Genomic DNA, 26602 nt, shown 5'->3' with positions numbered 1-26602 from the left:
GGGAAAGTAGAGTGATAACCCGTTTGGGCGAGGTGGGAAAAATCACTAATAAACTCCCGCCTCCAAGCGGCTTTGTAAATGGGTGCAGCGATGGACGGCGGGCCAACGAGCCCGCCGCCAAATAAAACAGCCTGCGGCTGCGCACCACGCGTAGTGGTACATCCTGTCGTCATCCTGTCGTTATTCTTTTATCGGGATGGGGAGGCGCTGGGTTGTGGCGTTGTAGTGGGTATCAATTACGGTCGCTTCGAGGAAGGAGCTAGAGCCGACTTCTTCGGTGTTGAGCTCGATGACGAAGGTTTCGCGTTTGCCGTCGAGGATACCGTCGAGTGTTTGGGTGAATTCGTAGCGGTTGCCGTTATTGAGCCGGATTTCTGCGCCGAGGAGCAGCGAGTCGAGGTCTTGCGCGACGAGGCTGATGCTGAGCCCGCCGTCTGCGGTGCGCAGGATTTCCCTAGTGAGAATTTCGGGCGGGCTGTGGTCGATGACGAAGGACTCGCCTTCAAAGCTCACGCTGAGTCGCTGCTCGACTGGGCGTGGGGCGGTTTCGCGGACTTCGAGCTTGGTGCGGTAGCGACCTTCTTTCATCCCATCGGTGTTGAAGACGGCGTAGCGCTGGGTGGAGTCCACGAGGACGGGTTGCCAATCGGTGTCGCTCGGGCCGCGTATCGAGAGCGTGCTAAGGAGCGCATCGTCGTTTGGGTCGCTCAAGTCCCAGACGATGACGCGGGTCCTGCGGTGGAGTGGGGTGCTGCTGGCGGCGGCGAGGTCTTCGCGGTAGCCGATACTGGGCGTACTTTCAGCGAGTTTGCGTAAAGTGTCGGTGCCGTTGCGCGCGTTGCTAAGCGGGAGAACGGCGAACTTTGTGAGCTGCGGGCGTTGGTTTTGCGGGAGTAGATAGAGCCGTGGGGACTCGGCCTCGAATAGCGGCGCATCGGGGCCGGCTGCGGTGAAGCGAAACTGCACGTAGCGTCCGCGCAGAGGGCCGTGCTCAGCGCGGTAGCCGCCCATGTCGAAGGGCGACTCAGCGGTGGGTTCCCAGTGGCCCCAGCCCTCGAGCGGGTCGCTGCTTTCGCTGGTGCGCAGCCCGACTTGGAGACTCGCCGATGAGGCGTCCGAAAGTTCGGGAAAGCGCAGTGCGCCGATTTCGGCGGGACTGCCGAGGTCGATCCGGCGGGTCGTGGCACTGCGCTCGGCGGCGGCGGAGAAGTCCATGAGTTCGAGCGAGGCGGGGTTGTTTCCAATCAAGAGGAATCGCTCTGGGAGTGTTTTGTTTGGCGTGCTCCTGACGCCCGCAGTTGCGCTGCTCACTTGGGTGGGAGGCAGCGGGAGGATGCCGTTGACTTGGGCGGCGGTGGCTCCAGCGAAGACCATCCCGAGTCGGTTTTTTGGGTCGTAGCCGAGGAGTTCGCCTTCGTCTCCCGCGGTGATGAGGACGAGGTCGCCGTGCCGCGCGATTTGGTAAAATCCCACGCCTTGGCGTGCGCCTGCGACTTCGGGATAGCCGCCATCGGGGAACCAGAGGAGTCGCGAGGAGCCGCTAAACTTGGGCGTGGGCGCTGTGCGCAGGGCGGGGCGTTGCGGGCTGCGGGGCGCGCCTTGTTCGCCCTCGTTACTGGGCTCGCCGTCGCCCGAGTCGTTGCCAGCACCTTCACCGCCGCCGGAGTTGTTTGCAGAATCTCTGGTGGGCGTGGGTCGGACATTATTGGCAGAGTTGCGCGCCAGTTGTGCCGTGCGGCGGCCAGTGTCGCCGGTGGTTAGCGCGGCGAAGAAGCCGCCTTCCCACGCGAGCAGCGAGGTGACTTCCGTATTGGTATTTTCGCTTAAAACGCGCGGCTCACCGCCGCTTTCCTTAAACTCGTAGAGGTTTCCCTTGGGGGCGGAGCCGGCGATCACGCGTCCATCGGGCAGCCGAAGCAGTGAGCGAATCGCCTCGTCGCGCACAGCGCCCCAAAGCTCGATACCGCATTCGGCCAATGCGTCTGCATCGTCGTCGAGCTTCTCAATTCGCCTGCCGCTTTTACGAAAGTGAGCGAGGTCGACGCGGTAAACCCGCGCAGGCGATCCCGTCGCCACAAGGGCGTATTCGTTTCCCTCATACGTGGCGTTTACGTCGATTGCCAAAATGGAGCTGACGGGGAGCGCGGTGCGGGCGATTACCTCACCCCCTTTAATGAGGCTAAGTGCGCCCTCGGGCGAGGAGCCGACGAGGAGCTCGCCGTCGGGGAGTGCGGCGAGCGCGAGCAAGTGCGAGTCGTGCGGGAGCGAAATGGTTTCGCTTGGCTTGAGCGTCACGCCGTCGTCCGAAACCTCGAGCGAGAGAATGAGGCCTTCGGGGCCGGTGCCGAGGTAAACGGTCTGGCCAATGCTGACTGCACTCCAAAGCAAGTCGGCGCCTTGCTCCGAGAGCACGAGATCAAGCGGGCGAATATGCGGGCCGTTGAGGAGGACGCCGTCGGAGCGGGCGGCGAGGCCCTTGAGGCTGCGGCTGGGGATGTCGCGGTAAAAATTGACTTCGCGCGAGGTCGAGAGCGTTTGCGCGTTGAGCGAGGCGACGGGGCCGATCGTGAGAAGCGAGAGGAGCAGGAATGCGCGAGTCAGAGCGGCAACGGGAGAGCGGCAAGAGCGTGTCATGAAGAGTCCGAGTAGGAGCGCAGTCGTGCCCTTAATCAAGGGGCGTGTCGCGGCTACAGCACGGCAGCTCAGCGCTCGACGACTTTAAAACTGAGGCGGTGGGCGCTGGGGATGAGCCGATCGGGGAGGATTCGGGTTTCCCAGAGGACGGCACTTGCCTGGCGGTTTTGGTAGCGGGCCGAGTCTGCCCGCGTGGCGATTCGGGCGAGCGAGCCTGGGAGTTCGCGTGTGGGGGTCGCTTGGTCGAGGAAGAGCCGTGAGTTTTCGACGACGGCGATGTGCAGGCCTTCGCTGTTTCGACCTTCGCGGACGAAGTCGAGGAAGGCGGAGAAGCTGCGAAGCTGCGTGCTGGTCTGGATGAATTGGCGCTCGGTGACTTGGTCGAGCAGCTCGCCGCGCGCGATGATGATTTCGAGTGAGCGCCCAAGCCACTCGGGCGAGACAGGGATGCGGACGAGTTCGCGCCCGACTTCGCCCTGAAAATTGCGCCATTGAAGGGTGAGCGTGAGCACTTCGCCTGGGGCGATTTCGCTGCGTGAGAGTTGGGCGGTCTCGATGGTGGTAATCGGGTTTTCAGCGAGCGGAGTGAGCCGCAGTTTTACCTCAGTCGGGAAAACCGGTTCATAGGGGTTTTGCATCAGTGCGTTTATCCCGCGAACGAGCTCGCCGATGCCTTGCATGCTGCCTTGCGAGCCAGGGAGGAGAGTTTCGAAGCGGAGCGGAGCCTCGCCTGCGAAATGAAACTCGGCGACGAGCCGTGCGCCTTGGCTGAGGCCCGCGTCGTTCGAGCCGATCGCGGCTTGGGCGGCGCCGATGCCGATGGCGAGTGGGGTCAATTGCGGGTGTTGGACGGCGTGGAACTTTAGGCTTCGCCCAAGTGGAGGCACAGGTTGAGCGAGCGTGTCATCATTGGTTTCTGGGGCCGAGTTTTCCGACTTCATTTCCTCAATCGTAATCTCGATCGGAAGCATGGGCGGTGCGTCGCCAAAAGCCCCGGCGATTGCGGAGAGCCGGTCTTGGTTGATGGTGCCGATGAGCTCGCCGGTGTTGGCGATTTTTACCGAGTTTTCGCTGGAAGGGAGGATGGTGACGATCTCGGCGCGTGCCATCGGGAGGGCGACTTCGCCAAGGCTCATCATGGGATGGCCGAAGGCGATGAGCCGGTCGCCCGCGACGTAGGAAACGGTGCCGGTGGCCGCGAGCGTGATGTCGCCCGTGGTCAGCGCGACAGCGACGGCGTCTCCCGCGTTTAGGGGGCTAAGTCCCTTTTTATTTTGCGGGTGGGTGCGAGGCGCACTGCCGTTCGTTGGCCGCCCGTCGTTGGCCCTATCGTTTACACTCGTTGCCGTTCCCCCAAGTGCGCCCACTTGCAGCCCGAGTTGCGCAAAGTGAGGCCGTAGCCAATCGACTACGCGCGGCGAAACGCCACTTAGCATGAAAACAGGGGTTAAGGGCTTGAGTCCCGAATCTCCGGTTTGGCGGCTTTCTTTGAGTGAGGGCGAGTGGCTGGCCGAAAGCCGTCCCAATGATTTCTGCGACTTTTCTCCGACCTCGATGAGGTCGGCGACTGGAGTGAAACCGGCATAGCGGACGGTCTCGAATTTTTGTACTTGGTAGGAGAGTGCGCCCGCGAGCTTGCCGTCGATGTAGAGCGGGCTGCCACTCATGCCCGCGACTGCCCCCATCTTTTGCACGCGCTTGTCGGTGAGTTCACACAGGATGAGCGATTTCCCGGGCCCGAGCCCGTTGTGGATGACGCCGGTAAACTCGACCTCAAAGGGCTCGGGCTCGGTGCCACGGAAAACCGTCCACACCTCGCCGCGCATCCCCGGGCGCAATTCGTCGAGCCCGATAAACTCGGGCGACTGCGGCTGCTGTCGCGCCTGTAGCGGCATTAAACACTGCAAGCCGAGGAGTAGAAGGAGGGAGAAAAGACGCATAACGCTATGAGCTGGCGTGTCTAAAATGGTTCTGCTTGGGACGACTGCTCTTGAGGAGAGGGCGAGCTGGCGGCGCAGGATGGCTGCACTGAGCGGCGTTACAATTCGTGTATTGCTGCGGAGATTTGCTCGCACGCGCGATCGATTGCTTCTCCCGCGTGGGCGGTGCTGATGAAGCCCGCTTCGTAAGCACTGGGCGCGAGGTAGACGCCGCGCGCGAGGGCGGCGTGGAAGAGGCGGGCGTAGAGTGCGGCATCGCTTTTGAGCGCATTCGCGTAGTCGCGCACCGGCTCGGCGTTGAAGAAGAGGCTAAACATCGAGCCGCATTGAGGGACTTGGAGCGGGATGCCCTTGGCGCGTGCGGCGGCGAGCGCAGCGTCGCGGAGTTGGCGCCCGAGTGTGTCGAGTTGAGCGTAGGGGTTGAGCTCTTCGAGCAGGAGCAGCGCGGCGATACCGGCGGCGACCGCGAGCGGGTTTCCGCTCAAAGTGCCTGCTTGGTAAACGGGGCCGCTGGGCGCGAGGGCGTCCATGATGTCGCTGCGGCCACCAAAGGCTCCGACGGGGAGCCCGCCGCCGATGATTTTACCGAGGCAGCTGAGGTCGGGCGTGATGGCTTCGAGCTCTTGGACGCCGCCGGGGGCGAGCCGGAAGCCGGTCATTACCTCGTCAAAGATGAGGAGGGTGCCGTGCTTGGCGGTGAGTTTGCGCAGGTGGGCGAGGTAGCCCGGGTCGGGTATGATGAAGCCGACGTTGCCGCAATAGGGCTCGATGATGACGGCGGCGATTGTGTCGGGCTCGGCAGTAAAAACGGCATCGAGCGCGCTGCAGTCGTTGTAAGGCAGGACGAGTGTTTCTCGGGCAAAGGCGGCGGGGATGCCCGCGCTATCGGGGTGCCCGTGAGTGAGCGCGCCGGAGCCTGCCTTGATGAGGAGCGAGTCGCTGTGGCCGTGGTAGCAGCCGGAGAATTTAATGATCCGGTCGCGGCCTGTGAAGCCGCGGGCGAGTCGGATCGCCGACATAGTCGCCTCGGTGCCGCTGCTGCACAGCCGGACTTTTTGGATGGAGGGGAAAAACTTGGTTATCAGTTCGGCCAGCTCGACTTCGCCGGCATGGGGGGCGCCAAAGGAGGTGCCGCGTGTGAGTGCGTCGGCGATTGCGGCGCGGATGCGCGGGTGGTTGTGGCCGTGGATTGCGGGGCCCCAAGTGCAGACAAAATCGATGAGTTCGCGCCCGTCTTCCGTGGTGAGGGTCGCGCCTTGAGCGGAGCGCACAAAAAAGGGCGTGCCGCCAACCGAGCGGAAGGCGCGGACGGGCGAGTTGACGCCGCCGGGGATGCGTTTTTCCGCGCGGGCAAAGAGCGAAGTCGGCTGCGCTTCAATTGGGTTCGGTGAAAACCGTTCGTTATCTTTCATGACGATTAAGCGGCGGAGAAGTGGAGGTTGAGGGCGGGGGCGGCCTGGGCGCGTTTAAAGGCCGAGCGGGCGAGTTTTTGGGCGACGTCTTCGACGGTTTTTTTGTCGAAACTTTCGCTCACCACTTTGTCAGGCGAGAGTCCCGCGTCGAAGAGCTGCCGGAGGATTTCGTCGAGAGTGTCGTAGGGCGGCAGGCTGTCTTGGTCCTTTTGGTCGGGCCGCAGCTCCGCGCTGGGCGGCTTGTCGAGCGTGCTTTGTGGGATGATTTCGCGCTCACGGTTTATCCAGCGGCTGAGCGCGTAGACTTCCGTTTTGTAAAGGGCGACGATTGGGGCGAGCCCGCCGCACATATCGCCGTAGAGTGTGCAGTAGCCGACGAGGGCTTCGCTCTTGTTGCCGGTGGAGAGGAGCAGTGAGCCGAATTTGTTGGAGAGCGCCATCATGAGTAGTCCGCGCATCCGCGCTTGGATGTTTTCCTCGGTGAGGTCGGGCGCGAGGCCAACGAAGAGCGGTGCAAGCGCGGACTCGACGGCGGCGACGGGGGCGGCGATTTCAATCGTCTCGAAACGGACACCAAGGTTTGCCGCTAGATCGCGTGCATCGTCGCGCGAGTGTTGCGAGGAGTGACGGGAGGGGAGCGAGACGGTCATCACGTTTTCCGCGCCGAGGGCTTCGACGGCGAGTGCGGCGACGAGGGCCGAGTCGATGCCGCCCGAGAGCGCGACGAGGATGCGCTTAAACCCGTTTTGCTGGGCGTAATCGCGAATGCCGCTGACCAGAGCCGCGTAAAGCTCGGCGAGTGGCCAAGGCCCAGTTTGGGCGGAAGCGGGATTCCGGGCGAGTGGGCCGACGGTGGTGATGATTTTAGAGGAGCCGCTGTGCATGAGTTGAGCAGAGGAGTGCAGACCGAGACTGTGGACAATCCTAACGTGCGCGTTCAGTGGCCGCGGCCGTTCGCGCTCGTGCGACTCCGTTGAGAGGCGCGCAGAGGCGCTTGAGTCTACGCCGCCTCGATGAGTGCGTGCGCTCGGGTTTTGAGCAAGTCGGTCTTTGCCGTGAAGGCCGAGCTCGGCCCACCACAGTTTCGCGCGTCGATGAGTGCGCGAGGCTTGCTCTCTTTTGATGCGCCGCCCTTCGTTTTTCACACACCCATGCTGCCCCGGATTTTTCGCACCCGTTTCCCGTTCTTTGCTGCGTTCAGTTTCTCGCTCGTGGCGATGCCTGGCCTCGGCTTCGTCCGCGCTGCCGAGGTTCGCATCCTCGCTGCGGCTGAGGTGGACGCACTTTTTACCCATGAGGCGGACACGTTTGTCGGCGTTCACGCTGAGGCGCCGGGGAGCGCTGGGCTGCACGAGTTGCTCGTGGCGCGTGAGTTTACCCTCGGCGAGGCACTTGGTGTAGTGTCGCAGTCGAGCCTTGAGGTGCTCATCAGCCGCGAGGCGGTGACGCAGGCGATCGAGGCCCAGAGGCAGACGCGCAGTGGGCTTTTGCCTAGAGTGACGCTTGATGCCGCGCAGCGCCGGAGCCAAGTCGCGACACTCGGGGGCGCGCCGCAGCCGAGCCCGAGCAACCGTTTCGATGGGGCGCTCAATGCGCGGCTCGATCTGGTAAACCCGGTGAACCTCGCCCGTTATTCGGCGGCGCGGGCCGCGGTGACGGTTGCCCAGTTGGGCGAGGCGGGCACGCGGCAAGCGATCCTCGCCGCAGTTGCCGAGACTTACTTTGCCCACTTGCGCAATCTGGAGCGGACGCGCGTCTTGGAGGACAATATTGCGCGGGCGCAGCGGCTGCTCGAACTGGCAACCCACCAGCTCAACGCGGGTGTCGCCACGCAGATCGACGTGACTCGCGCGGAGGCACTGGTCGTAGTCGCCGAGCAGGCTCTGATCCAGCAGGGCACCGTCGTTCACAGCAGCGAGCTCGCGCTGAAGCGACTGCTCGCCTTTGACAACATGCACGCGCCGCTAGCGCTCGCGCCCTTCGAGCTGCCGCGTGCCTTGCCGAGTCGGCGGCGCGATGAGGGAGAGGTGTTTGCGCACCGCGCGGAGCTGCGTGCCGCGCGGGCACTACTGGAGCAAAATCTTATCGAAATCCGGGCCGCCCGATCCAACCGACTGCCCTCACTCGCTCTGGTGGGCAACTACGGCTATGCGAGTGCGGTGGCGTTTAACGGTGACGAGCGCAAGGCGTGGACGACGAGTGCGGCAGTCAGCGTGCCGATTTTTGACGGCGCGCAAACTCGCGCGATGACGCGCCAAGCGCGCTCTCGTCACCGCGCCCAGACCCTGCGCGTGCGCTCTCTCGAGAATCAAGTCTCTGCGGAGCACCAACTGGCTATGCAAGACGCCGCCTCGCGGCTCGCGCAAATCGGCGTCGCCGAAACGCAGCTCGCACTTGCGCGCGAGGAGCTCGATTTGGCGGAGAAACGTTTCGAGCAGGGGGTGGCCGATAACCGAGAAATCATTGAGGCGCAGGGCCGACTCGCCACAGCGGAGGACAACTTGGTGGAGGCGATTTTTCTCTATAACGTGAGCCGTGTGGAGCTGGCCCGCGCACAGGGCGAAGTGTTAGAAATTCTCTCGGGAGGAAACGACCTATGAATGATGGGGCTCGACTAATTTTGGCGTCGGCCTCGCCGCGCCGGCACGAGCTTTTAGCGCAGATTTATCCCGTCTTCGAGGTCATGCCTGCGGAGGTCGAGGAGCAGGAAGATCCGACGACTGCCCCGCGCGTGATGGTCGCGCACAATGCAGCGATAAAGGCGGCGTGGGTCGCCGAGCGGCAGCCCGATGCGTTTGTGCTCGGGGCCGATACGACTGTGTTTATTGGCAACCGTGTGCTCAACAAACCGGCCAACGCCGCCGAGGCGCGCGCGATGCTGCGCGAGCTTAGCGGGCGCACGCACACCGTGTTTACAGGCTTGGTGTTAACGTGCGCGGCCAGTGGGCTGACCTTGAGCGACTACGTGACGAGCGAAGTGACTTTTAAGCCGCTAAGTGAGGCACTCATCGAGGCCTACCTCGCGAAAGTGCACACGCTCGACAAAGCCGGTGGCTATTCGATCCAGGAGCATGGCGAGATGATTGTCGCCGCGCGTCGCGGCTCGCTTTCCAACATCATCGGCTTGCCGCTCGATGAGACGAAACAATTGCTGGAGAGCGCAGGTCTCCCCTGCGTTTCGGGCTCTAACTAAATGAATCTTCTCGACCCTACGCCGAGCAAAGTGCGCAAAGGCAATGACCGCGACGGTGAGCGCGGGCTGATGCCCGACTTTGTGCGCGGCGGGCGCGACCGCTCCGTGCAAATCGGTATCGTAGGGACGATTCTCATACACCTGCTCTTCATCCTCGTCGCGCCGCACCTGCTCCGCTTCGAGCACGATGGAAGCCTCGGCACCCGAGCCGAGCGCGAGGCGATGCAGGAGTTTAATATCGAGCTCGAAGACGAGCTTGCTGAACAACTCGCCCAAGCTGAGGAGCCGCCCGAGCCGTTTAACTTCGTGGAGGTGAATCCTGAAGCGCCCGAAAACGAACCGGACTCGGTCGTAAACTTCGGTGCGCAAAATCAGCAGACCGCCCAGCTCGAAGAGTCGGAAGATACAAGCGGCGACCGGCCTTTTCTCGAAGGCCAGACAGAGATTCAGACCAACCAAATCGTCTCCGGCGAACTGACCGAGCAGCCGCTGCTGCCACCCGAACTCAGCGCCCCGCCGCCGCCCGAAGCACAAGAGGAGGCGACTGACGAGGAGCAGCGTGAGGCTGCGCGCAAAGAGGAAATCCCGCTTAGCGGTTTTGAAAAAATCACGGGTGAAGACAGTGACGGCTACGGCGCAAACCTCGCGGAGTTGCCCGATGGCTCGGCGGAGTTTGAGGAGTATGTGGAAGGCGTGAAGGACGCCGCCTCGACACTCGGGCCGCCGGGGCGGCTGCGCATCGACCCGAATCGCCCGCTGCCGCGTCCGCGATTGGAGCCACAGCAACTCCGCGCGCGACCTGCTATTTTTACGGAAAACCTCGCAGGCACGGCAAACATCGGGCCGACAGCGATTGACGCGCGTTGGAGCGACTACGGCCAATACCTCCAGCAACTCATCGAGACGGTGCAAATCCAGTGGGACCGGATTTTGATCCAAAGCCGGATTTACCCGGGCTCGGGCACGAATGTGAGCGTGAAGTTCGTGCTCAACGAGCGAGGCGAGGTGGCGCGGATCGTCAGCGTCGAGGGTTCCTCGGGCGAAATCGGCAAGCAGTCGTGCGTGAGCGCGATCACCGCTCGCGCACCCTACGGTGAGTGGAGCGACGACATGAAGCGTGTGCTCGGGGCCGAGCAGGAAATGACCTTTACCTTTTACTACCAGTGAGTGCGGGAAGGGCAGGGCCGCCCGAGCGCGGCGCAAACGACGTTGATCGGCCAAGCACGATGGAGCCGCCGCCTAATATCGACGCGACCTGGTGGAGGCGGCTCCCGCTCGGGCGCGGCGTCGAGCTGATCGCGCACGATGCCAATGGCGTCGCCGCACTCTATAAACCGACGGGGCTGCTCTCGCATCCCAACGCGGCGGGTGACGAGGCCCGTGCATTGCTTCGTGCGACGTATGATTTTAAGGAAGAGTGCTATGAGCTGGGCTCACTGGCTGTGACGGACAAGCGACGGGATGCCGACGAACGGCCCGCCAGAAAAGAGAACCTTTGGCTCCTGAATCGGCTCGATTCGGCGACCTCGGGGCTCCTCCTCGTGTGCGCAAACAGGGAGCTCGCGCTAAAAATCCGCCAACGCTTTCGCGAACGCGCCGTGCACAAGGTTTACGCGGCACTCGTATTCGGAAAGCTAGGACAATCGCTGCGAGGGGGCGCACAGCCTGTAGTTTGGCGAGACCGCTTGAGCATTGAAAAACGCGGTGGGCAGATTCGGACAAAGGCGAGTGCGCGAGGCAGTGCAGGCGTCAGTGCGGAAACGCGTGTAAAAGTGCTGCGCGTCGGGCAAGGGGTTTCGCTGCTCCAGCTCGAGCCGCTGACGGGCCGCAGTCACCAGTTGCGCGTGCAATGTGCGCGGCGCGGACTGCCGATTGTGGGCGATGCGACCTATGGCGATTTCGCCGCGAATCGCCTTTTTAGCAAGGCGCACACTGGCACGCGCGGGCGACTCTTCCTGCACTCGCTGGAAACGCGTTTCGACTACGAGTGGCGCGGGCGAACAGTGCGCTTTGCGGCTCGCGCCCCGCTGCCCGAGGAGTTCGCGCGCCTAGTGGGTGCTCAGTAGGGCAGTGTGTGCCGGGCAGATTTTTCGGCAGCTTCGCCTAGTCGGTTACTAGGGTCTGATCCCGCCTCAAACGTGGTCGCGACAGAGGCCGAGTTAGGGTTTTCCGCGTGGCGCAGGGTGCAGCGTTGACAGTTGCTTGCGCATGGCGCACACCCGAGCCCGAAGTTTTCCTAAAACCTCAAAATCCCTTTCGCCGCCCCGCCTAATTTTTTTATCCGCCCTCACTGAGATGAGCCACCCTGCACAAGTCCGTTATGCGTTTCGCTTTAGCAGCTGGTACTTTTTTAGCACCGGAAGCACCGCGCTGGGCAGGCTTGCTCACTTAAGTTGAGACGCAATTTGTAGTTTCACTTACACTACGAAAAAGCCGCCCCAAAAAGGGCGGCTTTTTTTGGCACCTAAGTGCTCCGCCAACCACTAAACAGCACATAATACACACAGCGCACGCATATGATCCTACCTAAAGCCAGTTGTTTGACTCCCACGCAGCTCGACGAAGTGACCCGAATCGTCAGCGAGTTTGACTGCCAGATACAGCCAATCGCGGGAGCCCTCCGCACGATCTACGCGATCGTGGGAGATGAGCGCCACGAATTGATGATGAACCGAATCGAAGGACTAAACTATATCGACCGGATCGACCGGATTCAGTCGCCCTTCAAGCTCATGGATCGTCGCTGCGATCTCTCGCGTGGCCGCCTAAAAATCGGCCAAGTGATGCTCGGCGAGGAATTGCTCGTGATCGCAGGGCCCTGCACGATTGATCCGAATAATCCGAACTACTTTTACGAGACTGCCGCCGCAGTGAAGGAAGCCGGTGCACAGGCGATTCGCGGCGGGGTCTGGAAGCCGCGCACTAATCCGTATAGCTTCCAAGGCAGCAACCGCTCGCTCGACATTTTGATGGAGGGTGCACGGCGTACTGGCCTTCCGGTCGATACGGAGGTGATGGATGAGGCGCAGCTCGCGCTCGCGCTCGATGCAGGGGTTACGATCTTGCAAGTGGGCGCGCGCAACGCGCTCAACTACTCGCTTCTGCGTGCGATTGGGCAGGCCATTGCGGACAAGCCAGAGGTCTCCGTGCTGCTCAAACGCAGCCTACACATGGGGCCGATAAACGAGTTTATCTCGGCTGCCGAGTACATCGCCGCCTTTGGTAATCCGAACATCATGCTGTGCCCGCGCGGGACCACGCCCACGCTCGACGGCTACCGCAATCATCCCGATGAGAGCGTGACACCGCTGTTGAAGGAAAAGACTTGGGCTGCGGTCGTAGTCGATCCGTCTCACTCGGTGGGGAAAGCTGTCTACGTGCCGAGCGCGTCGCTGGCTGCAGTCGCTTACGGTGCGGATGGGCTGTGCATCGAGAGCCACGTGGAACCGCAAAAGGGGATTGGCGACGATCCGAAGCAGTCGGTGACGCCCGAGGAGCTGCGCGCGCTAATCGTTCGCGCACGCGGACTCTGGGACTCGATGCACGACGCGCCGAAGGCAAAAGCCGCTTAGCGCGCGGCGTCTTTTAATCCTCTTTTCCACTACGCGTGGTGCGGCAGGCTGTGCCTGCACCCGTTTAATTTGGGATTTCGGCTCACGCGTTGCGCGATCACGAAATCCCAAATTTGAAAGCACTCGCCCTGTCGCGTTGCGACAGGGCGAGGAGTAAAAGAGAAAGTAGAGTGATAACCCGTTTGGGCGAGGTGGGGAAAATCACCAGTAAACACCCGCCTCCAAGTTTGGGTTCCTTTTCACAGAGCCGCTTGGCTGCTGTGCGAATGCACGGCAACCAAGCGGCTCTGTAAATGGGTGCAGCGACACGCTGCCGCTCCACGCGTAGTGGTTCTAAAAGAGGCTAAGTTGTGGGTCGTCGATAGGTTCGACGGTGAGTTTCTTTTTGGGCTTCGGGGGGAGCTTCGGTTCTGGAGATGACGGGGCAGGGTGGGGTGCTGCTGCGCTCGTCGTTGCGGGCAGTGCGACGACGGCCTCATCGCTCTCGAGTCGAGAGAGGATTTCCTTTGCGCGGTCGATTACGCTTAGGGGGAGGCCGGCAAGGCGGGCGACCTGGATGCCGTAGCTGCGGTCCGCGGCTCCGGGCTGCACGCGGCGGACAAAGACGATTTCGTCGTTCCACTCTTTGACTGTGACCGAGAGGTTGCGGAGGCGCGGGAGGTGTTTTTCGAGCTGGGTGAGCTCTTGGTAATGTGTGGCGAAGAGCGTGCGCGGGCCCGCTTGCGGGTCGGAGTGTAGGTGCTCGACGACGGCCCAAGCGATGGAGAGCCCGTCGTAGGTCGAGGTGCCGCGGCCGATTTCGTCGAGGATGATGAGTGAGCGTCGCGTGGCGTTGTTGAGGATGTTGGCGGTCTCGTTCATCTCGACCATGAAGGTGGAGTTGCCGCGTGCCAGGTCGTCGCTCGCGCCGACGCGCGAAAAGATCCGGTCGATGAGTCCGATGCGGCAGGATTTGGCGGGCACCCAGCAGCCGATGTGGCCGAGCAGCGCGATGAGTGCGACTTGGCGGATGTAGGTGGACTTACCGGCCATGTTGGGGCCGGTGATGAGGGCGAGCTGCGCGCCGCTCGCGCACAGCTCGGTGTCGTTGGGGACGAAGGCGGCGGAGCTGCTTGCGCTGGCGCTCGCAGCGGCTTGGGGCGATTTGAGCATTTGTTCAACGACGGGGTGGCGGCCTTCCTCAATGAGGAGTTGGTCGCTGTCGTCCACGGTGGGGCGCGTGTAATCCCATTCGCGGGCGAGCGCGGCCCAGCCGGCGAGGACATCGAGCTCGGCGAGCGCATCGGCGGTGCGGCTGAGTGCGTCGGCCTCGGCGAGCACGGAGGAAACGAGTGCGTGAAAGAGGTCTTGTTCGCGGGCGAGGGCGCGTTCCTCGGCAGTGAAGATTTCCTTCTCCTTTTCGCGGAGTTTTTCGGTCACGTAGCGTTCGCCGCCGACGGTGGTTTGGCGGCGAATGTAGTCGGTCGGGACTAGGTGCAGGTTGGCCTTGGTGACTTCGATGAAGTAGCCGAAATTGTTAGAGAATTTGACCTTGAGGCTCTTGATGCCGGTGCGCTGCTGTTCGGTGGTTTCGAGTGCGGAGAGCCAGGTTTTGTTGTTGGTGGTGAGTGAGCGCAGGCGGTCGAGCTCGGCATCGTGTCCGGGGCGAATCATACCGCCGTCGGCGACGTCGCCCGGAAGCTCGTCGGCGAGCGCGCGGGAGAGCAGCGCGAGGAGATCGGGCAGCGCGGCGATCCGGTCGGCGTATTCTGCGGCGAGGCGCTTGGGCTCGGGGCTGCTGCTGTTAGCGCTTGGTGAATTCCAGTCCGCGAGCACGGCGCGAATTTTGGGAAATTGCGCGAGCGTATCGCGAATGCCTGCGAGTTCACGCGGGTTGCGCAGTCGGTTTTGGAGGCGACCGAGGATGCGAGGGATGTCGCGGACCTGGACGAGCGAGTCTTGGAGCGCAGAGAGCCGACTGGGCTGCGCGGCAAACTCGCCGACTAGCACTTGGCGACGGTGGATCTCGTGGAGTTCGAGTGTGGGCGCACTGAGCCAACGTTCGAGGAGGCGTGCGCCGGTCGCACTGCGGGTCCGGTTGATGGCGTCGAGCAGCGAGCCTTCGCGCGTGCCTCGTGAGGAGGAGAAAATCTCGAGGTTTCGCAGCGTGGCGGGGTCGAGGAGGAGTGTGCCGCTGCTACGGTATTCTTTGAGCGTGCGGAGATTTTCGGGGCGGGCGCGGAGCGTCTCGGTCGCGTAGTAAAGGAGCGCACCCGCAGGGCCGAGAGCGGAGTGTTCGGGCGAAATACCGAAGCCTTCGAGATTGAGCACGCCGAGCGTGTCCATGACAGTCTTGGCTCCGGCGCGGGGCTCGAAGTGGTAGTTCGGGATTTCGCTGCGAGTGTGGTCGGCGCAGAAGTGGTAGAGGCTGCGTAGGTCGGCGTGTCCCGCGTCGTGGTGGGCCTGCGACTCGGCCTCCCATTTGCTAAAAATGCCTTCGGCGAGGACAAGCTCGGCCGGTGAGAGTGCGGTGAGGACGGGCAGGAGAGATTCGATTTGCGTGTCGCTCGCGATACGAAACTCGCCGGTTGAGAGGTCGAGCCAAGCGGCGTGCAGCCCGCGTTTATCGTGAGAGAGCGCGCAGAGGTAGTGGTTGCGGTTGGCGTCGAGTTGCGAGGCCGCGAGGGTGGTGCCGGGGGTGAGGATTCGGGTGAGCGCGCGTTTGACGAGTTTGCCGGGTTGTACGGGGCCGGACTGATCGCAGAGGGCGACCTTGCGACCGGCGGCAAGCAGCTTGGTGATGTAGCTGTCGGCGGCGTGGTAGGGGAGGCCGGCCATCGGGTAGTCTTGACGCTTGGTCAGCGTGAGGCCGAGCAGGCGTGAGGCGATGACCGCGTCTTCGTAGAATAGCTCGAAAAAGTCGCCAAGGCGGAAGAGCAGGAGGGTGCCATCGGGGAGGCCGCGCTTCACCTCGAAGTATTGCTCCATCATCGGGGTAAGTTTGGCGGCGGGCTTTGAATCACTCATGGGTAGCCGGCGACGCTCCAATAAAGGACAACCCGCGCGCAAGCTTTGAGCCCGCCGTAGTCTTCTTCATTTGCGTGTGAGCGTGGGCTTGCAGCTGTGAGGCGCAGCGCACAAAGGCGGAGTAATCGGCGTTGCGAGGGGGTGAGGCACTGCGTTTAGGGGAGGGACGTATGACTGAAACTGTTGCGCTTTTTCATCGGGATTTGGGCGAGAATCGGGCTGGTGCGGTTGCGGAGGGAGAGGGCGAGAGGCCGCCGTTGATCCTTTTACATGGCTTGCTCGGATCGTCGCGGAATTGGCAGGCAGTCGGGCGGGACTTGGCCCAGTCGGCGGCGGCTTGGCCCGGGCAGGAAGCAGCGAGTGAGTGCGCGGCGGGGAGTGAGGCGCGGGTGCGGGTTTTTGCGCTGGATGCGCGAAACCATGGTCAGTCTCCGCACAGCGACTCGATGGATCATGCGAGCATGGCCGAGGACCTGCGGGCGTGGTTGGACAGCCAAAAGATTTCTGAGCCGGTCGATTTACTTGGGCACAGTATGGGCGGGCGAACGGCGATGGCGTTTGCGTGCCGCTACCCCGAGCGGGTGCGGCGACTCATCGTGGTGGATACGGCTCCGCGCGCTTACGAGTGGGCGGGCGGGCGACCCGAGTTTGCGGCGATGAATGCGCTAGATTTGCGCACTCTGAGTTCTCGCGCAGAGGCGGAGCGTGTGATGGAGCCGCGGGTGCCGGACTGGGGGATGCGGAAGTTTTTAACGACAAACTTGGAGCGCGACGAAGAGGGGCAGTGGCGGTGGTCGATTAATTTGGCTGGGATTACGGCGGCGTTGCCCGCGCTGGAGGCGAGTCCGTTGGCGGCAGGCGAATGTTTTGAGGGTGAGGCGCATTTTATCGTGTGTGGGCGTTCGCCTTATGTGCGCGCGGAGGATCATGCGCTGATTCGCGAGCATTTTCCGGCGGCGCAAATCACGGTGCTGCCCGACTCGGGGCACAACCCGCACATGGAAGCGCGCGAAGCGTTTTTACGGACTATCCTGCGCATAATTGCCTAGGGAAAGCGGCGGTTTGCCGCTCGCATTCGGTGAGCGAGCGCCTAGTGCTTTCGGCCTGTATGCAGCTTCTACAGACCGGCCCCCTCAAGTCGTGGATGTCGCCCGAAACGTTGTCGTTTAATCGACTGCCTGCTCGCGCCACCCTTTACCCCTATCCCAACAGTGCCAGTGCGCGGCGCGGCGACCGCACAAAGTCGCCTTGGTGGCAGTCGCTCAATGGCGAGTGGGATTTTTGTTACTTTGAAAAGCCGGAGTTCGTGCCGGAGGCGTTTTTAAGCCCCGAGTATGTGCCGACTGTGGCGGATAGTTGGGCGAAACTGCCGGTGCCGAGTAATTGGACGATGCACGGGTATGACCGCCCGCACTACACGAACACCCAGATGCCTTTCCCGAATCAACCGCCGGAAGTGCCGGAGGCGAATCCCACGGGGCTGTATCGGCGGACCTTTACGGTGCCAAAGGATTGGGCAGGGCGGCGCACCGTTTTGCATATCGGGGCAGCGGAGAGTGTGCTTGCGCTCTGGGTCGATGGTGTGCCGGTCGGGCTGGCGAAGGACTCGCGCTTGCCCTCGGAGTTTGACCTAACGGCTTACGTCCGCGCGGGAGAGCTGCACACGCTCACGGCGGTCGTCGTAAAGTGGTCGGACGCAAGTTTCATCGAAGACCAAGACCACTGGTGGATGGCGGGCATCCACCGCGAGGTCTACCTCTACTCACAAGCGACGCACTACATCGAAGACCTCTTTGTGCGCGGCGACCTCGACGAGTCGTTGCGTAAGGGCACACTCGCGATAGAGGCGCGGCTCGGTGCGCCTGCGAGCGCGGATCTCTGGGGCACGCTTAACGGGGCCGCGTGCAAACTGTGTGTGCGGATTTACGATCCTTCGGGCAAAGCCGTAGGCAGGCCGCACGAGGTGGCGTTTCCTAGCGAGAACTCGTGGCTCAACCCGCGTAAACGGCTTGCGCTCTCGATCCCCGTCGCGCGCCCCTCGCTTTGGTCGGCGGAGGCGCCGCAGCGTTATACGGTCGTCGTTTCGCTTCTCGCGCCTGATGGCAGCGAGATCGAACACACGAGCGTGCGCACGGGTTTTCGCCGCGTGGAAGTCCGCAACCGCGAGCTCCTTATCAACGGCAAGCCCGTTCTCATCATCGGCGTAAACCGCCACGAGCACGACGACCGGCGCGGCAAGGCTGTGACGCCCGAAGGCATGCTGCGCGACGTGATCGCGATGAAGCAGCACAACATCAATGCGGTGCGCACCTCGCACTACCCGAACGACGTTTACTGGTATGAACTCTGCGACGAGTACGGGCTCTACGTCTTCGATGAGGCCAACATCGAGGCGCACTGGTTTTACCACGAGCTTTCCAACGATAACCGCTACGCGCCCGCCTTTCTCGACCGCGTTACGCGGATGATTGAGCGCGATAAAAACCACCCCTCTATTATCGCGTGGTCGATGGGTAACGAGAGCGGCTACGGCCCGCATCACGACGCGGTGGCGGCGTGGGCGCGGCATCGTGACCCGAGCCGCGTCATTCACAACGAAGGCGCGATTAACCGCGACTGGTCGCGTGGCAAGGTCGGCACGGACATCGTCGCGCCCATGTACGCGTCGATTGACAAAATCGTGGCTTGGGCGCGTGACCCGTACGCCGCCGCCACCGACCCGCGCCCGCTCATCCTTTGCGAGTACTCGCACGCGATGGGCAACAGTAACGGCAGCCTCTGCGACTACTTCGATGCCTTCGACGCGCATCGCGGGCTCCAAGGCGGTTTCATCTGGGAGTGGGTGGACCACGCGCTCGTGAAACATGCGCCTGACGGTCGCGAATACTGGGCTTACGGCGGCGACTTTGGCGACGAGCCCAACGACAAAAACTTCGTGTGCGACGGGCTTGTGTGGCCCGACCGCGTGGCCCACCCCGGACTCCTCGAATACAAACACCTCGCGCAACCGCTGCGAGTCTCGCTCAAGTCCAGCCGCAAAGGTCGCGCCCGCTTCGTTATCGAAAACCGCCGCTGGTTTACCGACCTGTCCGACCTGCGCGGCGAGTGGACGCTGCAAGTCGATGGTGAGCCCGTAATGGGTGACGCACTACCGCTCTTCAAAACTGCGCCGCAGGCGAAAGAGGAGATCGAGATCGACATCTCGGCACTCGCGCTCCCTCCGGGTTCGGAAGCGCACATCACATTTCGCTTTTTTACGCGAAAGACGACGGCGTGGTGCGCAGCCGGATACGAGCTTGCGTGGAGCCAGTCCGAGTTGCCCGCGAAGCACTTTGCGGTGGCAAAGCCCTTGTCGGCAAAAGCGAAGCGCGGCGCGGCGTCGAGTGTTGCGCGGACGTCCAAACTTGAAGTCGCTGAGACGGAAACCGGTTGGGAACTTGCCGCGGCTGACTTGCGCTTCGAGGTGAATCGCGAACGCGGGGTTTTGGCGAAGCTTAGCCGTAGTGGGGAACTGCTCATTGAGCGCGGCCCGCAGCTCAACCTCTGGCGTGGCGCGACCGATAATGATGGGCTAAAGCTCTTCACCGAAGTCGAGTGGGGCGGCCCGAAGACCAAGGCGCTCGATGCCTGGCTCACTGCGGGCTATAACCGTCTCGAACTCGTCGATACGCAAACTCGGCTGAGCGCGGACAAAAACGGGCAATCGGCGAGAATCACCGTTAAGCAACGCTGGCTCGCCCCGGGTGCGAAAAAATATGTCGTGCATACTCACCGCTACCTTGTGTCGGCGAGCGGCGACTCGCGCGAAAGCGCAGGTGGCGAGCTTTTGGTGGAAAACGAATTCGCAATCGACAAGGGCCTACCCGAGCTGCCGCGAGTCGGTGTCTCGCTCATTTTGCCGACTGCGCTCGAACACCTGCAATGGTTTGGTCGCGGCCCTTGGGAAAACTATTCCGACCGCAAACGCAGTGCCTTGCTCGGCGTGTGGGAAACGACCGTCACCGACGATTACGTGCCCTACATTTTGCCACAAGAATACGGTAACAAAACAGAGGTCCGCTGGCTGCGCTTGCACGAAGGGGAAACCCGTTTGGGCGGACGCTCGCGGACAAGGGGAAAAGCGAAATCCGCCGCTCTAGGCGCAAAGGCTTCGGGCCTAGGTGCCGCCGCGGGCGAGCGCGGGGGCTTACTCGTTAAACGTGCGGCGGATGCACCGACCTTTGAGGCGTCGGCGAGCCATTTCACCGCTGCCGATCTCTTCGCTGCAAAACACACGATCGACCTAAACCCTCGGCCTGAGGTTTATCTCAATATCGACGTCGCGCAGCGCGGACTCGGCACCGCGAGTTGCGGCCCCGACACGCTCTCCCAATACCTGCTGCAACCGGGAAACTACGCGCTGCGTTTCTCGCTTGGTGGCGGCGGCGGCGGTCAGTGACCGCTTCCATTTAATTTGGGAATTGGCCCCGTCGCTTCGCGACGAAACCAATTCCCAAATTTGATTCCCTTTCCTTGTCGCGTTGCGACAAGGAAGGGGCGTTGAAATGGGGGAGTCCCCAGTTTCCCGAGATGGGAAGAATTACGAATAAATCCACGTGCCAAGGATTGGGTTCCTTTTCACAGAGCCGCTTGGTTGCCGTGCATTTGCACGGTAACCAAGCGGCTCTGTAAATGGGTGCAGCGACACGCTGCCGCCCCACGCGCAGTGGCGGTCAGTGACTTGAAACGGGAACAGCCCCTAGCGCCTTGCCCACAAGCGCATGGAGTGCAGGAGGAAGTTCTCTAGGGCGGCGGCGTGGTTTAGGTTTAGCCGCAGGAGGCCCACGCTGTGTTCGAGTTCGCTGATTGCCGCGGTGTGGGCGCGGCGGATGCGTGCGGTGGTTTCGGCTGCATTTTCGCCCTCGCGACTGTCCGCTCGTGTCAATCGCGGCAGCGCAAAGGCGCGGGTGGCTTGTTCGATCTCGGCAAAAATTCGTTGGCGGATGCCGTTGGCGAGCCGCTTCTCGACGGCCTTTTGCTCTTCTTTGTCGAGCTCTTCGGAAAGCGCATTTTTTTCGCTTTCCCAAGCTTCGGCGGTCGCAGTGGTGAGGATTGCGTCGAAGCGGGCGACGAGGCCGTAGAGCGTAAAAATCGAGTCGGCGATTTCGCGTTTGCCGGTCACGCCTTCGCAGAGTTGGCCGAGCCACGCTTGATAATCGCTGAGCCAAGCGGGGAGTCCGGCGGCTTGGGCGAGTGAGTCGCTGCCGACGGGAAAGCGGAAGTGCAGGACGCGGCTGCGGACGGTGGGCAGGAGCGCGTAGGGCTGCGTCGTGAGGAGGAGCAGCGTCGTATTGGCGGGTGGCTCTTCGAGGGTTTTTAGAAAGATGTTGGCCGCGGCGAGGTTCATCCGGTCGCACTCGTAGAGGATGGCAACTTTGCGCGGGGAGACGCTGCCGGAGACTTGGGTTTTGCCAATGAGTTCACGGGTGTCGTCTGCCGAAACTTGGCGAGACGCACCGCTGGGCCGCAGCGCGAAGCAATCGGGGTGCTGCGCGACCGGGAAGTAAGCACTCGCTTCGGGCGTGTTGAGGAGCCGGTCGGCAAGGGCGAGGGCGACTTGGGTTAAGAGCGTAAAATCGTCGCCGTGGAGGAGCAGGCCGTGGGCGAGTCGGTTTTTCGCAATCGCATTTTCCAAAACCGCAATGCTGGGCGTGCCTTGTAGGGCTTCGGGCCACGCGAGCGGGACATGCGTGGCCGTCGTTCGAGCGGTTTTATTTTGCACCGTGCCTGACGGCGTGCGCAGGCCCGCACTCGCCGCCGACAAGGCTGGCTCACTTGTCGCCGCCGAGGCTAACGCACTCGTCGCCGCCGCGTCGGCGTCAACTCGCGCGCTGTCGCTTGCCGTTGGCTGCTTAGTTAGCGGGGTAGGACTTTCGCCCGTCTCTCCCCGTGATTTTTGCTCACTCGCCAACGCGGGGTCGCCGACCTTTTCATTTTGCGACGCGTTCGCTGGCGCGTCGTTATGGAGTGCTGCGGGGATAGTCGATTCGGGTGGTATTTCCGGTTGGGCGTTTGGCGCCGTGGACTCTACGGGCTCCGCAGTTTTCCCGAGTTTTGCTTTCGCTGATTTCTTGGCTGCTTTGGGCGCGGGGGAGGGGGCCGGCTCTTCTGCAAAGAGCAGCCCGCCGAATAGGTCGTCTTCCATTGTAGTGATTATGGACTTACGACTTGCTACAGGCTGAGGCGGACTTGCACATGTTCCCAGATGGCTTGGGCGACTTGGGCGGTGGTGCGGGTGCCGTCTACGAGGACGACGCGATCGGGCATGTTTTTAGCGAGGAGCAGGTAGCCTTCGCGGACTTTGCGGTAGAAGTCGATATTCTCGCGCTCCATGCGGTCGGGGACATCGGTGACGCGTTGGGCGAGGCGCGAGAGGCTGACCTCGGGCGGCACGTCGATGATTACGGTGATGTCGGGCATCACGTTGCCTATGGCGAAGTGGTTGATTTGCGCGACGGGGCCAGAGGCGAGGTTGCGGGCGATGCCTTGGTAGACGGTCGAGGAGTCGAGGAAGCGGTCGCTGAGGACGTGTTTGCCGGCGCAGAGCGCGGGGGCGATGACTTCGCGGACGAGCTGGGCGCGGGCGGCGGTGAAGAGCAGCAGCTCGGTCTCGGGGCACATCTCGTCGCCGCGCGAGTTGTGGACGATGATGTTGCGGATTTGCTCGCCGATTTCGGTGCCACCGGGTTCGCGCGTGGTGAGCACTTCCTTGCCGAGTTTTTGGAGGTGGGCGGCGAGCAGCGAGGTTTGCGTCGATTTGCCGCTGCCCTCGGGGCCTTCAAAGGAGATTAAGCGACCGGTGGGTTGGGTTTCCAATGGCATGGCTAGGAGGGTTCAGTTCAAATGCTCGGGTTGGTGTTTTGTGTGGGTGGAGTGCTAGGGCCTGTTCCCGTTTCAAGCGGCGAGTCGCGCTGCTACTCAAAATTTTGCCAGACCAGGCGCAGCAGGCCGCCAATGTGTACAGCCTTGGTAAAGGCTGCAACGCCGTATGGCGAGATTTTGGGCGCAGCCCGAAGGGACGACGCAGATTTTGCGCAATTGGGGGCACTTCAACGCCAGCTCGTGAGTAGCGCTTCGATGTCGGCGATCGTGGGGCTTTTCGCGGTGCGCACGTAGTGGCCGCTGGTGCACACGCCGACGGCCAGGCAGGCTTCGGGGGAGAGGCCGAGGAGTTGGCCGGTGGCGAAGCCTGCGTTGAAGTGGTCGCCTGCGCCGGTCGAGATAAAGGGCTCGGCGACGAAGGGGCCGGGCACCCAGTGCGTGCCGTCGCGGGTCGCGCTAGCGGCAGATTCCTTGGGGTGGACGACGACGGTGGACAGGCCGAGTCTTTCGCGGATGCGCGCGGCCATGTTGCGCAAGCCGCTTTCGCTTTCGGTTTCCACGCCAAAGCCGAGCACGGCATAGACCTGTTGGGCTTCCTTAAGGTTTAGCCCGAGGGTGACGGAGCCGAATTCTGAAAAACGGCCGATGGTGTCGAGCGCGTAGGAGAGGTCGCTGGGCGAGCGTTTCTCGGGGTCGCACAGGTCGAAGAAGTAGATCCGCTCGGTCTCAGTGCCGTCTGCGTGGCGGCGTTTGCGCGGGATTTTGGGGAGCACGTTGTCCACGAGGTCGACGAAGACCTCGGTGAGGTTGGGAATCATGACCCAGTTGAGGACGGCGATGAGGTCGGAGGCCTCGAGGGTGGCGAGGTAGCGTTCCTCGCCGATCACCGCGCGGATACGTGCAGGGGTGACCTCATCCAGGCTGCGCATTTGTCCGAGGAGCAGTTTCCCATCGGTAAACTCAACGGCAGTCGTGGAGCCGGCTTGGCAAAGGCTAAAGACTTCCTTGGCGCGCTCGGTAATGCTCGAAAACACGGGGTGGGTGTTGGGCGCACCGAGTGCGCCGATGTAGGTTAGCGCGAGTTCGTGAGCCAGGAGCGCATTGGCCATGATGGGGCCGTTACCGCCGAGCTTTTCCATAGTGGGGAAAAACTCGATATTGGTGCTCTTGCCACTCGCGCCGAGGATCCGCTGGCCAAACTCCTCAATCGTGCGAAAGGGCGTAAAGTTGTCGCCCTGACCGGCGCGCCGTGAGACGGGCGCCACGATGGTGTCTACGAAGCCGTCAAAGCCTACGAGGACGTGCTTGGTGGCGAGGGCTTGGGCGGCGGAGGCGGTGCGGAGTTCGGCGAGAGTGCGGGTCTTGAAATCCATAAAAGCGCGGTCGGCGGTTCGTGTGCAGCGTGTCAGCTAATAGTGGTGATTAGACGAGAGAATCGAAACTGTGCCTAGCGAAACGAGGGGCTGCGCAGCGCGGCAAACAGATTTCAAATTATTCAGAGCATCCTTGAACGCTTCCCTCAAACCGCGCAACGCTCGCAGGCATGCTCGTCGCCCTGTCTCAAGTGTCGCCTCTTTTGTTCGCGCCAATGCCGGAGTTCGCACTTGCGCACTGGGCGGCGCCCGTCCCGCTCGCCGCCATTAACATTGTCCAGGTCTTTTTGCAGAGCGACATCGTCGGGCAGGTCATCACGGTATGCCTCTGTATTTCGAGCCTCGTGACTTGGACGGTGATGTTTGGGAAACGCAGCGAAATGAAGCGGATGGGCGAGCTTAACGCGGCCTTCGAGGCGCGCTTGCGCGACGAGCGCTCACTGCTCGACCTGCCGGAGTCGTTTCGCCAACGGCGCGTCATCCCTTACGGCGACCTTTTTGCTGATGCGGTCGAGAGCTATTGGCGAGCAGATGCGATCTCGCGGGAGCGCGGCGATCCCGATCCGCGCGCCCGAATCGAACACGCCGAAAACGCGCTTCAACGTGCGCTTTCGCGGCAGACGCTCCGCTACGAGTCGAGCATGATTTTCCTGGCATCGATTGTGACGGGTGCCCCGTTTCTCGGACTGCTCGGCACCGTGTGGGGCGTGATGGAGTCGTTTAGCTCGGTTTCGACGCAGCAAACTGCCTCGATCCAAGCCCTCGCGCCCGGTATTTCCTCCGCGCTGATGACGACCGTTGCGGGGCTGCTTGTCGCCATCCCTTCGCTCTTTGGCTACAACTACATCCTCGCGCACACCAAGAAACTCATCACCGAACTCGAAAACTTTGCCAGCTCGCTCGCCGACCGGATCGAGCTAGAGAGTAAGTAAGCCGAAAGAAACCGTCGCCTAACCCCAAAACGAACCTTACGCCGCGGCGGCAGAAAATCGGTCTGCGCGCGCGCTGCGCCAATAAAAAGAACCCGCGACTCATGGCCCGAACCTTTCGCCGCCGCCAAAACCAGCAACCCATTGCTGAACTCAACATCACTAACCTGATGGACGTGGCTTTCGTGTTGTTGATCATCTTTATGATCGCCTCGCCGCTCATCCAGCAGGAGCAGACTATTCCGGTAAATCTGCCCAGCGAGTCGGAGCGACCGCAGCAAAGCCCGCCACCCGAACAGCGGTTTCAAACCATCTCCATTGACGCGAGTGGACACTACTTCTGGGGTGCACAAGCGGTGAGCATGAACGAGCTTTCGCGACTCCTCGAAAACGAGGCGCGCCAACCCGAGCCCGCCGCCATCCGGATCCGCGCCGCCTCGCAGCTCCAATACCAACGCGTCGTCACGCTCATGGACGAAATCATGAAGCACAAACTCAGCAAAATCAGCTTCGATACCCAAGTGGGCGGGCAGTGAGGGGCCGTGAGTCATCGCTCCGATTGACGCTCTCGCGACACTAGGCGCCCCGCAACACGGTCACCCTGCTAGAGCAGGAAATTAATGATCGGGCTGTTTAGTAAATCAGGGTTTATATTTGGCAGCAATCACGCAGGATTCTGAGTTGTTGCTTTGGTGTTCCATAGTTAAACCTGCATTCACAGTCTTTGAGAAACAGCGGGAAGGCTGTTTTATGAATGCAATGCTATTGTACTTTCTCAGAACTCGTTTGGCGTATTGATCCGGCCCGCAAATAGATTCATGCGGCATAACTGACATCACCGCATAAATCCCATGGAGTTAACTTATTTATAGGCTCGATTAATAGGCGTGGCTTGGATCTAGCTCTCACCTATAAATACATTTCTATCTACGAGTTTCTGGAGTGCGTTCTGGGACTTTTTGAGGACTCGTAGGGCCTCAACAGCGAGAGGTTCGACTTCATAAATACTGTATTGTTCGGCGTGGGCGCGCAGAGCGATCATTGCGCTAACCAGTTCCGCATAAGCCAAGTTTTGATAGGGAGAAGCCGGCGACTGAGGCATATGGGGGATCTGCTCAATGAAAAGCGTGCCTGTCTGTTGCCCTCCGCAAAACGGATCGGGTTCGTGATAAAAGGGCGCGTCCCAGTTTCCTTTCAAAGGGGTAATCATACCGGCCACGCGGTAAAGGTATTCGGCGACCTCTATGGAGGTGTAGAGGTTTTTAGCCATTTCCCATGCAGTTTCGATATGTGCACTACGCTTGTTGATAGAGATCATCGTACTGCCGATTGTAGTGGTGCGGCGGCCTCCGGGCTCAAACGCAGGGATAGGGATAAATTTTATTTTCCCTCCGATCTGGGGATTTTCCCTTTTCCAAACGGCAAGCTGCCAGTTGGTGATTATTGTACCTACGACGAATCCATCGAGCCGTTGTTTGTGTCCAGTAGAAGTATCAAAGTCGACATGGGTTGTTACGCGTTTTGGTCCGGTAATCCATGTAGTGAGCGTCGCAAGAGTACGGGCGTTTTGCTCATTGGCAAAGGAAGGGTTACCGTCTTCGTCAAAAAGCACTCCGTCATTTTGTAGAACGAGCATGCGGATTGTGTCGTGGCTAATGTCCCCGAGACTCAGTAAGTAGCGA

The 26602-nt window shown here is 61.7% G+C and carries 18 protein-coding genes and 1 pseudogene; 9 read left to right on the top strand and 10 right to left on the bottom strand.

All coding sequences use genetic code 11. The features are described from left to right. Window positions 1-180: 180 nt before the first annotated feature. The 4 genes from AXK12_RS08040 to nadE form a co-directional block, all read right to left on the bottom strand. Complete coding sequence (locus tag AXK12_RS08040) at window positions 181-2673, bottom strand: hypothetical protein (RefSeq protein ID WP_068713245.1); 2493 nt, start codon at window positions 2671-2673, stop codon at window positions 181-183. A 29-nt stretch (window positions 2674-2702) separates the two neighbouring features. Beyond that, on the bottom strand, window positions 2703-4574 hold the full coding sequence (locus AXK12_RS08035; protein WP_068713243.1) for a SpoIVB peptidase S55 domain-containing protein: 1872 nt from the start codon (window positions 4572-4574) through the stop codon (window positions 2703-2705). Between the two features lie 98 nt (window positions 4575-4672). Beyond that, a complete protein-coding gene (gene hemL, locus AXK12_RS08030) occupies window positions 4673-5986 on the bottom strand; it encodes a glutamate-1-semialdehyde 2,1-aminomutase (protein ID WP_068713241.1) in 1314 nt (437 codons plus the stop codon). Between the two features lie 5 nt (window positions 5987-5991). After that, the gene (gene nadE / locus AXK12_RS08025) at window positions 5992-6870 is read right to left on the bottom strand and encodes an NAD(+) synthase (protein WP_068713239.1); all 879 of its coding nucleotides are present in this window, start codon (window positions 6868-6870) and stop codon (window positions 5992-5994) included. A gap of 129 nt (window positions 6871-6999) precedes the next feature. Between nadE and AXK12_RS08020 the strand changes: the two genes are divergently transcribed. The 5 genes from AXK12_RS08020 to AXK12_RS08000 all read left to right on the top strand — a co-directional run bounded on the left by AXK12_RS08020 (window position 7000) and on the right by AXK12_RS08000 (window position 12751). After that, entirely contained in the window at window positions 7000-8586 is a 1587-nt protein-coding gene (locus AXK12_RS08020) for a TolC family protein (RefSeq protein WP_068713237.1), read from the top strand. Further along, the gene (locus tag AXK12_RS08015) at window positions 8583-9179 is read left to right on the top strand and encodes a Maf family protein (RefSeq protein WP_068713235.1); all 597 of its coding nucleotides are present in this window, start codon (window positions 8583-8585) and stop codon (window positions 9177-9179) included. The genes AXK12_RS08020 and AXK12_RS08015 overlap by 4 nt, the downstream gene beginning before the upstream one ends. After that, complete coding sequence (locus tag AXK12_RS08010) at window positions 9180-10346, top strand: hypothetical protein (RefSeq protein ID WP_068713233.1); 1167 nt, start codon at window positions 9180-9182, stop codon at window positions 10344-10346. Further along, complete coding sequence (locus tag AXK12_RS08005; protein ID WP_231863607.1) at window positions 10343-11245, top strand: RluA family pseudouridine synthase; 903 nt, start codon at window positions 10343-10345, stop codon at window positions 11243-11245. Before AXK12_RS08010 ends, AXK12_RS08005 begins: the two co-directional genes overlap by 4 nt. A gap of 450 nt (window positions 11246-11695) precedes the next feature. Then, the gene (locus AXK12_RS08000; RefSeq protein WP_068713229.1) at window positions 11696-12751 is read left to right on the top strand and encodes a 3-deoxy-D-arabino-heptulosonate 7-phosphate synthase; all 1056 of its coding nucleotides are present in this window, start codon (window positions 11696-11698) and stop codon (window positions 12749-12751) included. Between the two features lie 333 nt (window positions 12752-13084). On the opposite strand, the gene mutS is transcribed toward AXK12_RS08000, so the two are convergent. Next, window positions 13085-15757, bottom strand: a complete 2673-nt coding sequence (mutS, locus tag AXK12_RS07995; RefSeq protein ID WP_068713227.1) for a DNA mismatch repair protein MutS — start codon at window positions 15755-15757, stop codon at window positions 13085-13087. A 170-nt stretch (window positions 15758-15927) separates the two neighbouring features. Here mutS and AXK12_RS07990 point away from each other — a divergent pair, with 170 nt between their 5' ends. Further along, complete coding sequence (locus AXK12_RS07990) at window positions 15928-16806, top strand: alpha/beta fold hydrolase (RefSeq protein ID WP_068713350.1); 879 nt, start codon at window positions 15928-15930, stop codon at window positions 16804-16806. Window positions 16807-16865: 59 nt separating this feature from the next. Further along, a complete protein-coding gene (locus tag AXK12_RS07985; RefSeq protein WP_082782751.1) occupies window positions 16866-20195 on the top strand; it encodes a glycoside hydrolase family 2 TIM barrel-domain containing protein in 3330 nt (1109 codons plus the stop codon). A 300-nt stretch (window positions 20196-20495) separates the two neighbouring features. Here the strand turns inward: AXK12_RS07985 and AXK12_RS07980 are convergent, their stop codons facing one another. The 3 genes from AXK12_RS07980 to AXK12_RS07970 form a co-directional block, all read right to left on the bottom strand. Then, entirely contained in the window at window positions 20496-21941 is a 1446-nt protein-coding gene (locus AXK12_RS07980; protein WP_082782750.1) for a hypothetical protein, read from the bottom strand. Between the two features lie 26 nt (window positions 21942-21967). Then, window positions 21968-22618 (bottom strand): dTMP kinase, encoded by a 651-nt coding sequence (gene tmk / locus AXK12_RS07975; protein ID WP_068713223.1) that lies wholly within the window; start codon window positions 22616-22618, stop codon window positions 21968-21970. Window positions 22619-22845: 227 nt separating this feature from the next. Beyond that, the gene (locus tag AXK12_RS07970) at window positions 22846-23991 is read right to left on the bottom strand and encodes a PfkB family carbohydrate kinase (RefSeq protein WP_068713221.1); all 1146 of its coding nucleotides are present in this window, start codon (window positions 23989-23991) and stop codon (window positions 22846-22848) included. 215 nt (window positions 23992-24206) lie between these two features. Here AXK12_RS07970 and AXK12_RS07965 point away from each other — a divergent pair, with 215 nt between their 5' ends. Together AXK12_RS07965 and AXK12_RS07960 are read left to right on the top strand one after the other, a co-directional pair. Continuing rightward, window positions 24207-24923 (top strand): MotA/TolQ/ExbB proton channel family protein, encoded by a 717-nt coding sequence (locus AXK12_RS07965; RefSeq protein ID WP_068713346.1) that lies wholly within the window; start codon window positions 24207-24209, stop codon window positions 24921-24923. Window positions 24924-25024: 101 nt separating this feature from the next. Then, window positions 25025-25456: an ExbD/TolR family protein gene (locus AXK12_RS07960; RefSeq protein ID WP_068713219.1), complete on the top strand. Its 432-nt coding sequence runs from the start codon at window positions 25025-25027 to the stop codon at window positions 25454-25456. Window positions 25457-25568: 112 nt separating this feature from the next. Here the strand turns inward: AXK12_RS07960 and AXK12_RS09160 are convergent. Beyond that, window positions 25569-25711, bottom strand: a pseudogene (locus tag AXK12_RS09160) (IS1595 family transposase); the annotation flags it as partial. A gap of 107 nt (window positions 25712-25818) precedes the next feature. Then, on the bottom strand, window positions 25819-26602 hold a 784-nt coding region (locus AXK12_RS07955), incomplete at its 5' end, for a type 2 periplasmic-binding domain-containing protein (protein ID WP_156468937.1).

The sequence above is a fragment of the Cephaloticoccus capnophilus genome (assembly GCF_001580045.1).
Taxonomy (GTDB): domain Bacteria; phylum Verrucomicrobiota; class Verrucomicrobiia; order Opitutales; family Opitutaceae; genus Cephaloticoccus; species Cephaloticoccus capnophilus.
The sequence above is the reverse complement of the archived record's forward strand: the minus strand, read 5'-3'. Positions and strand labels throughout refer to the sequence as shown.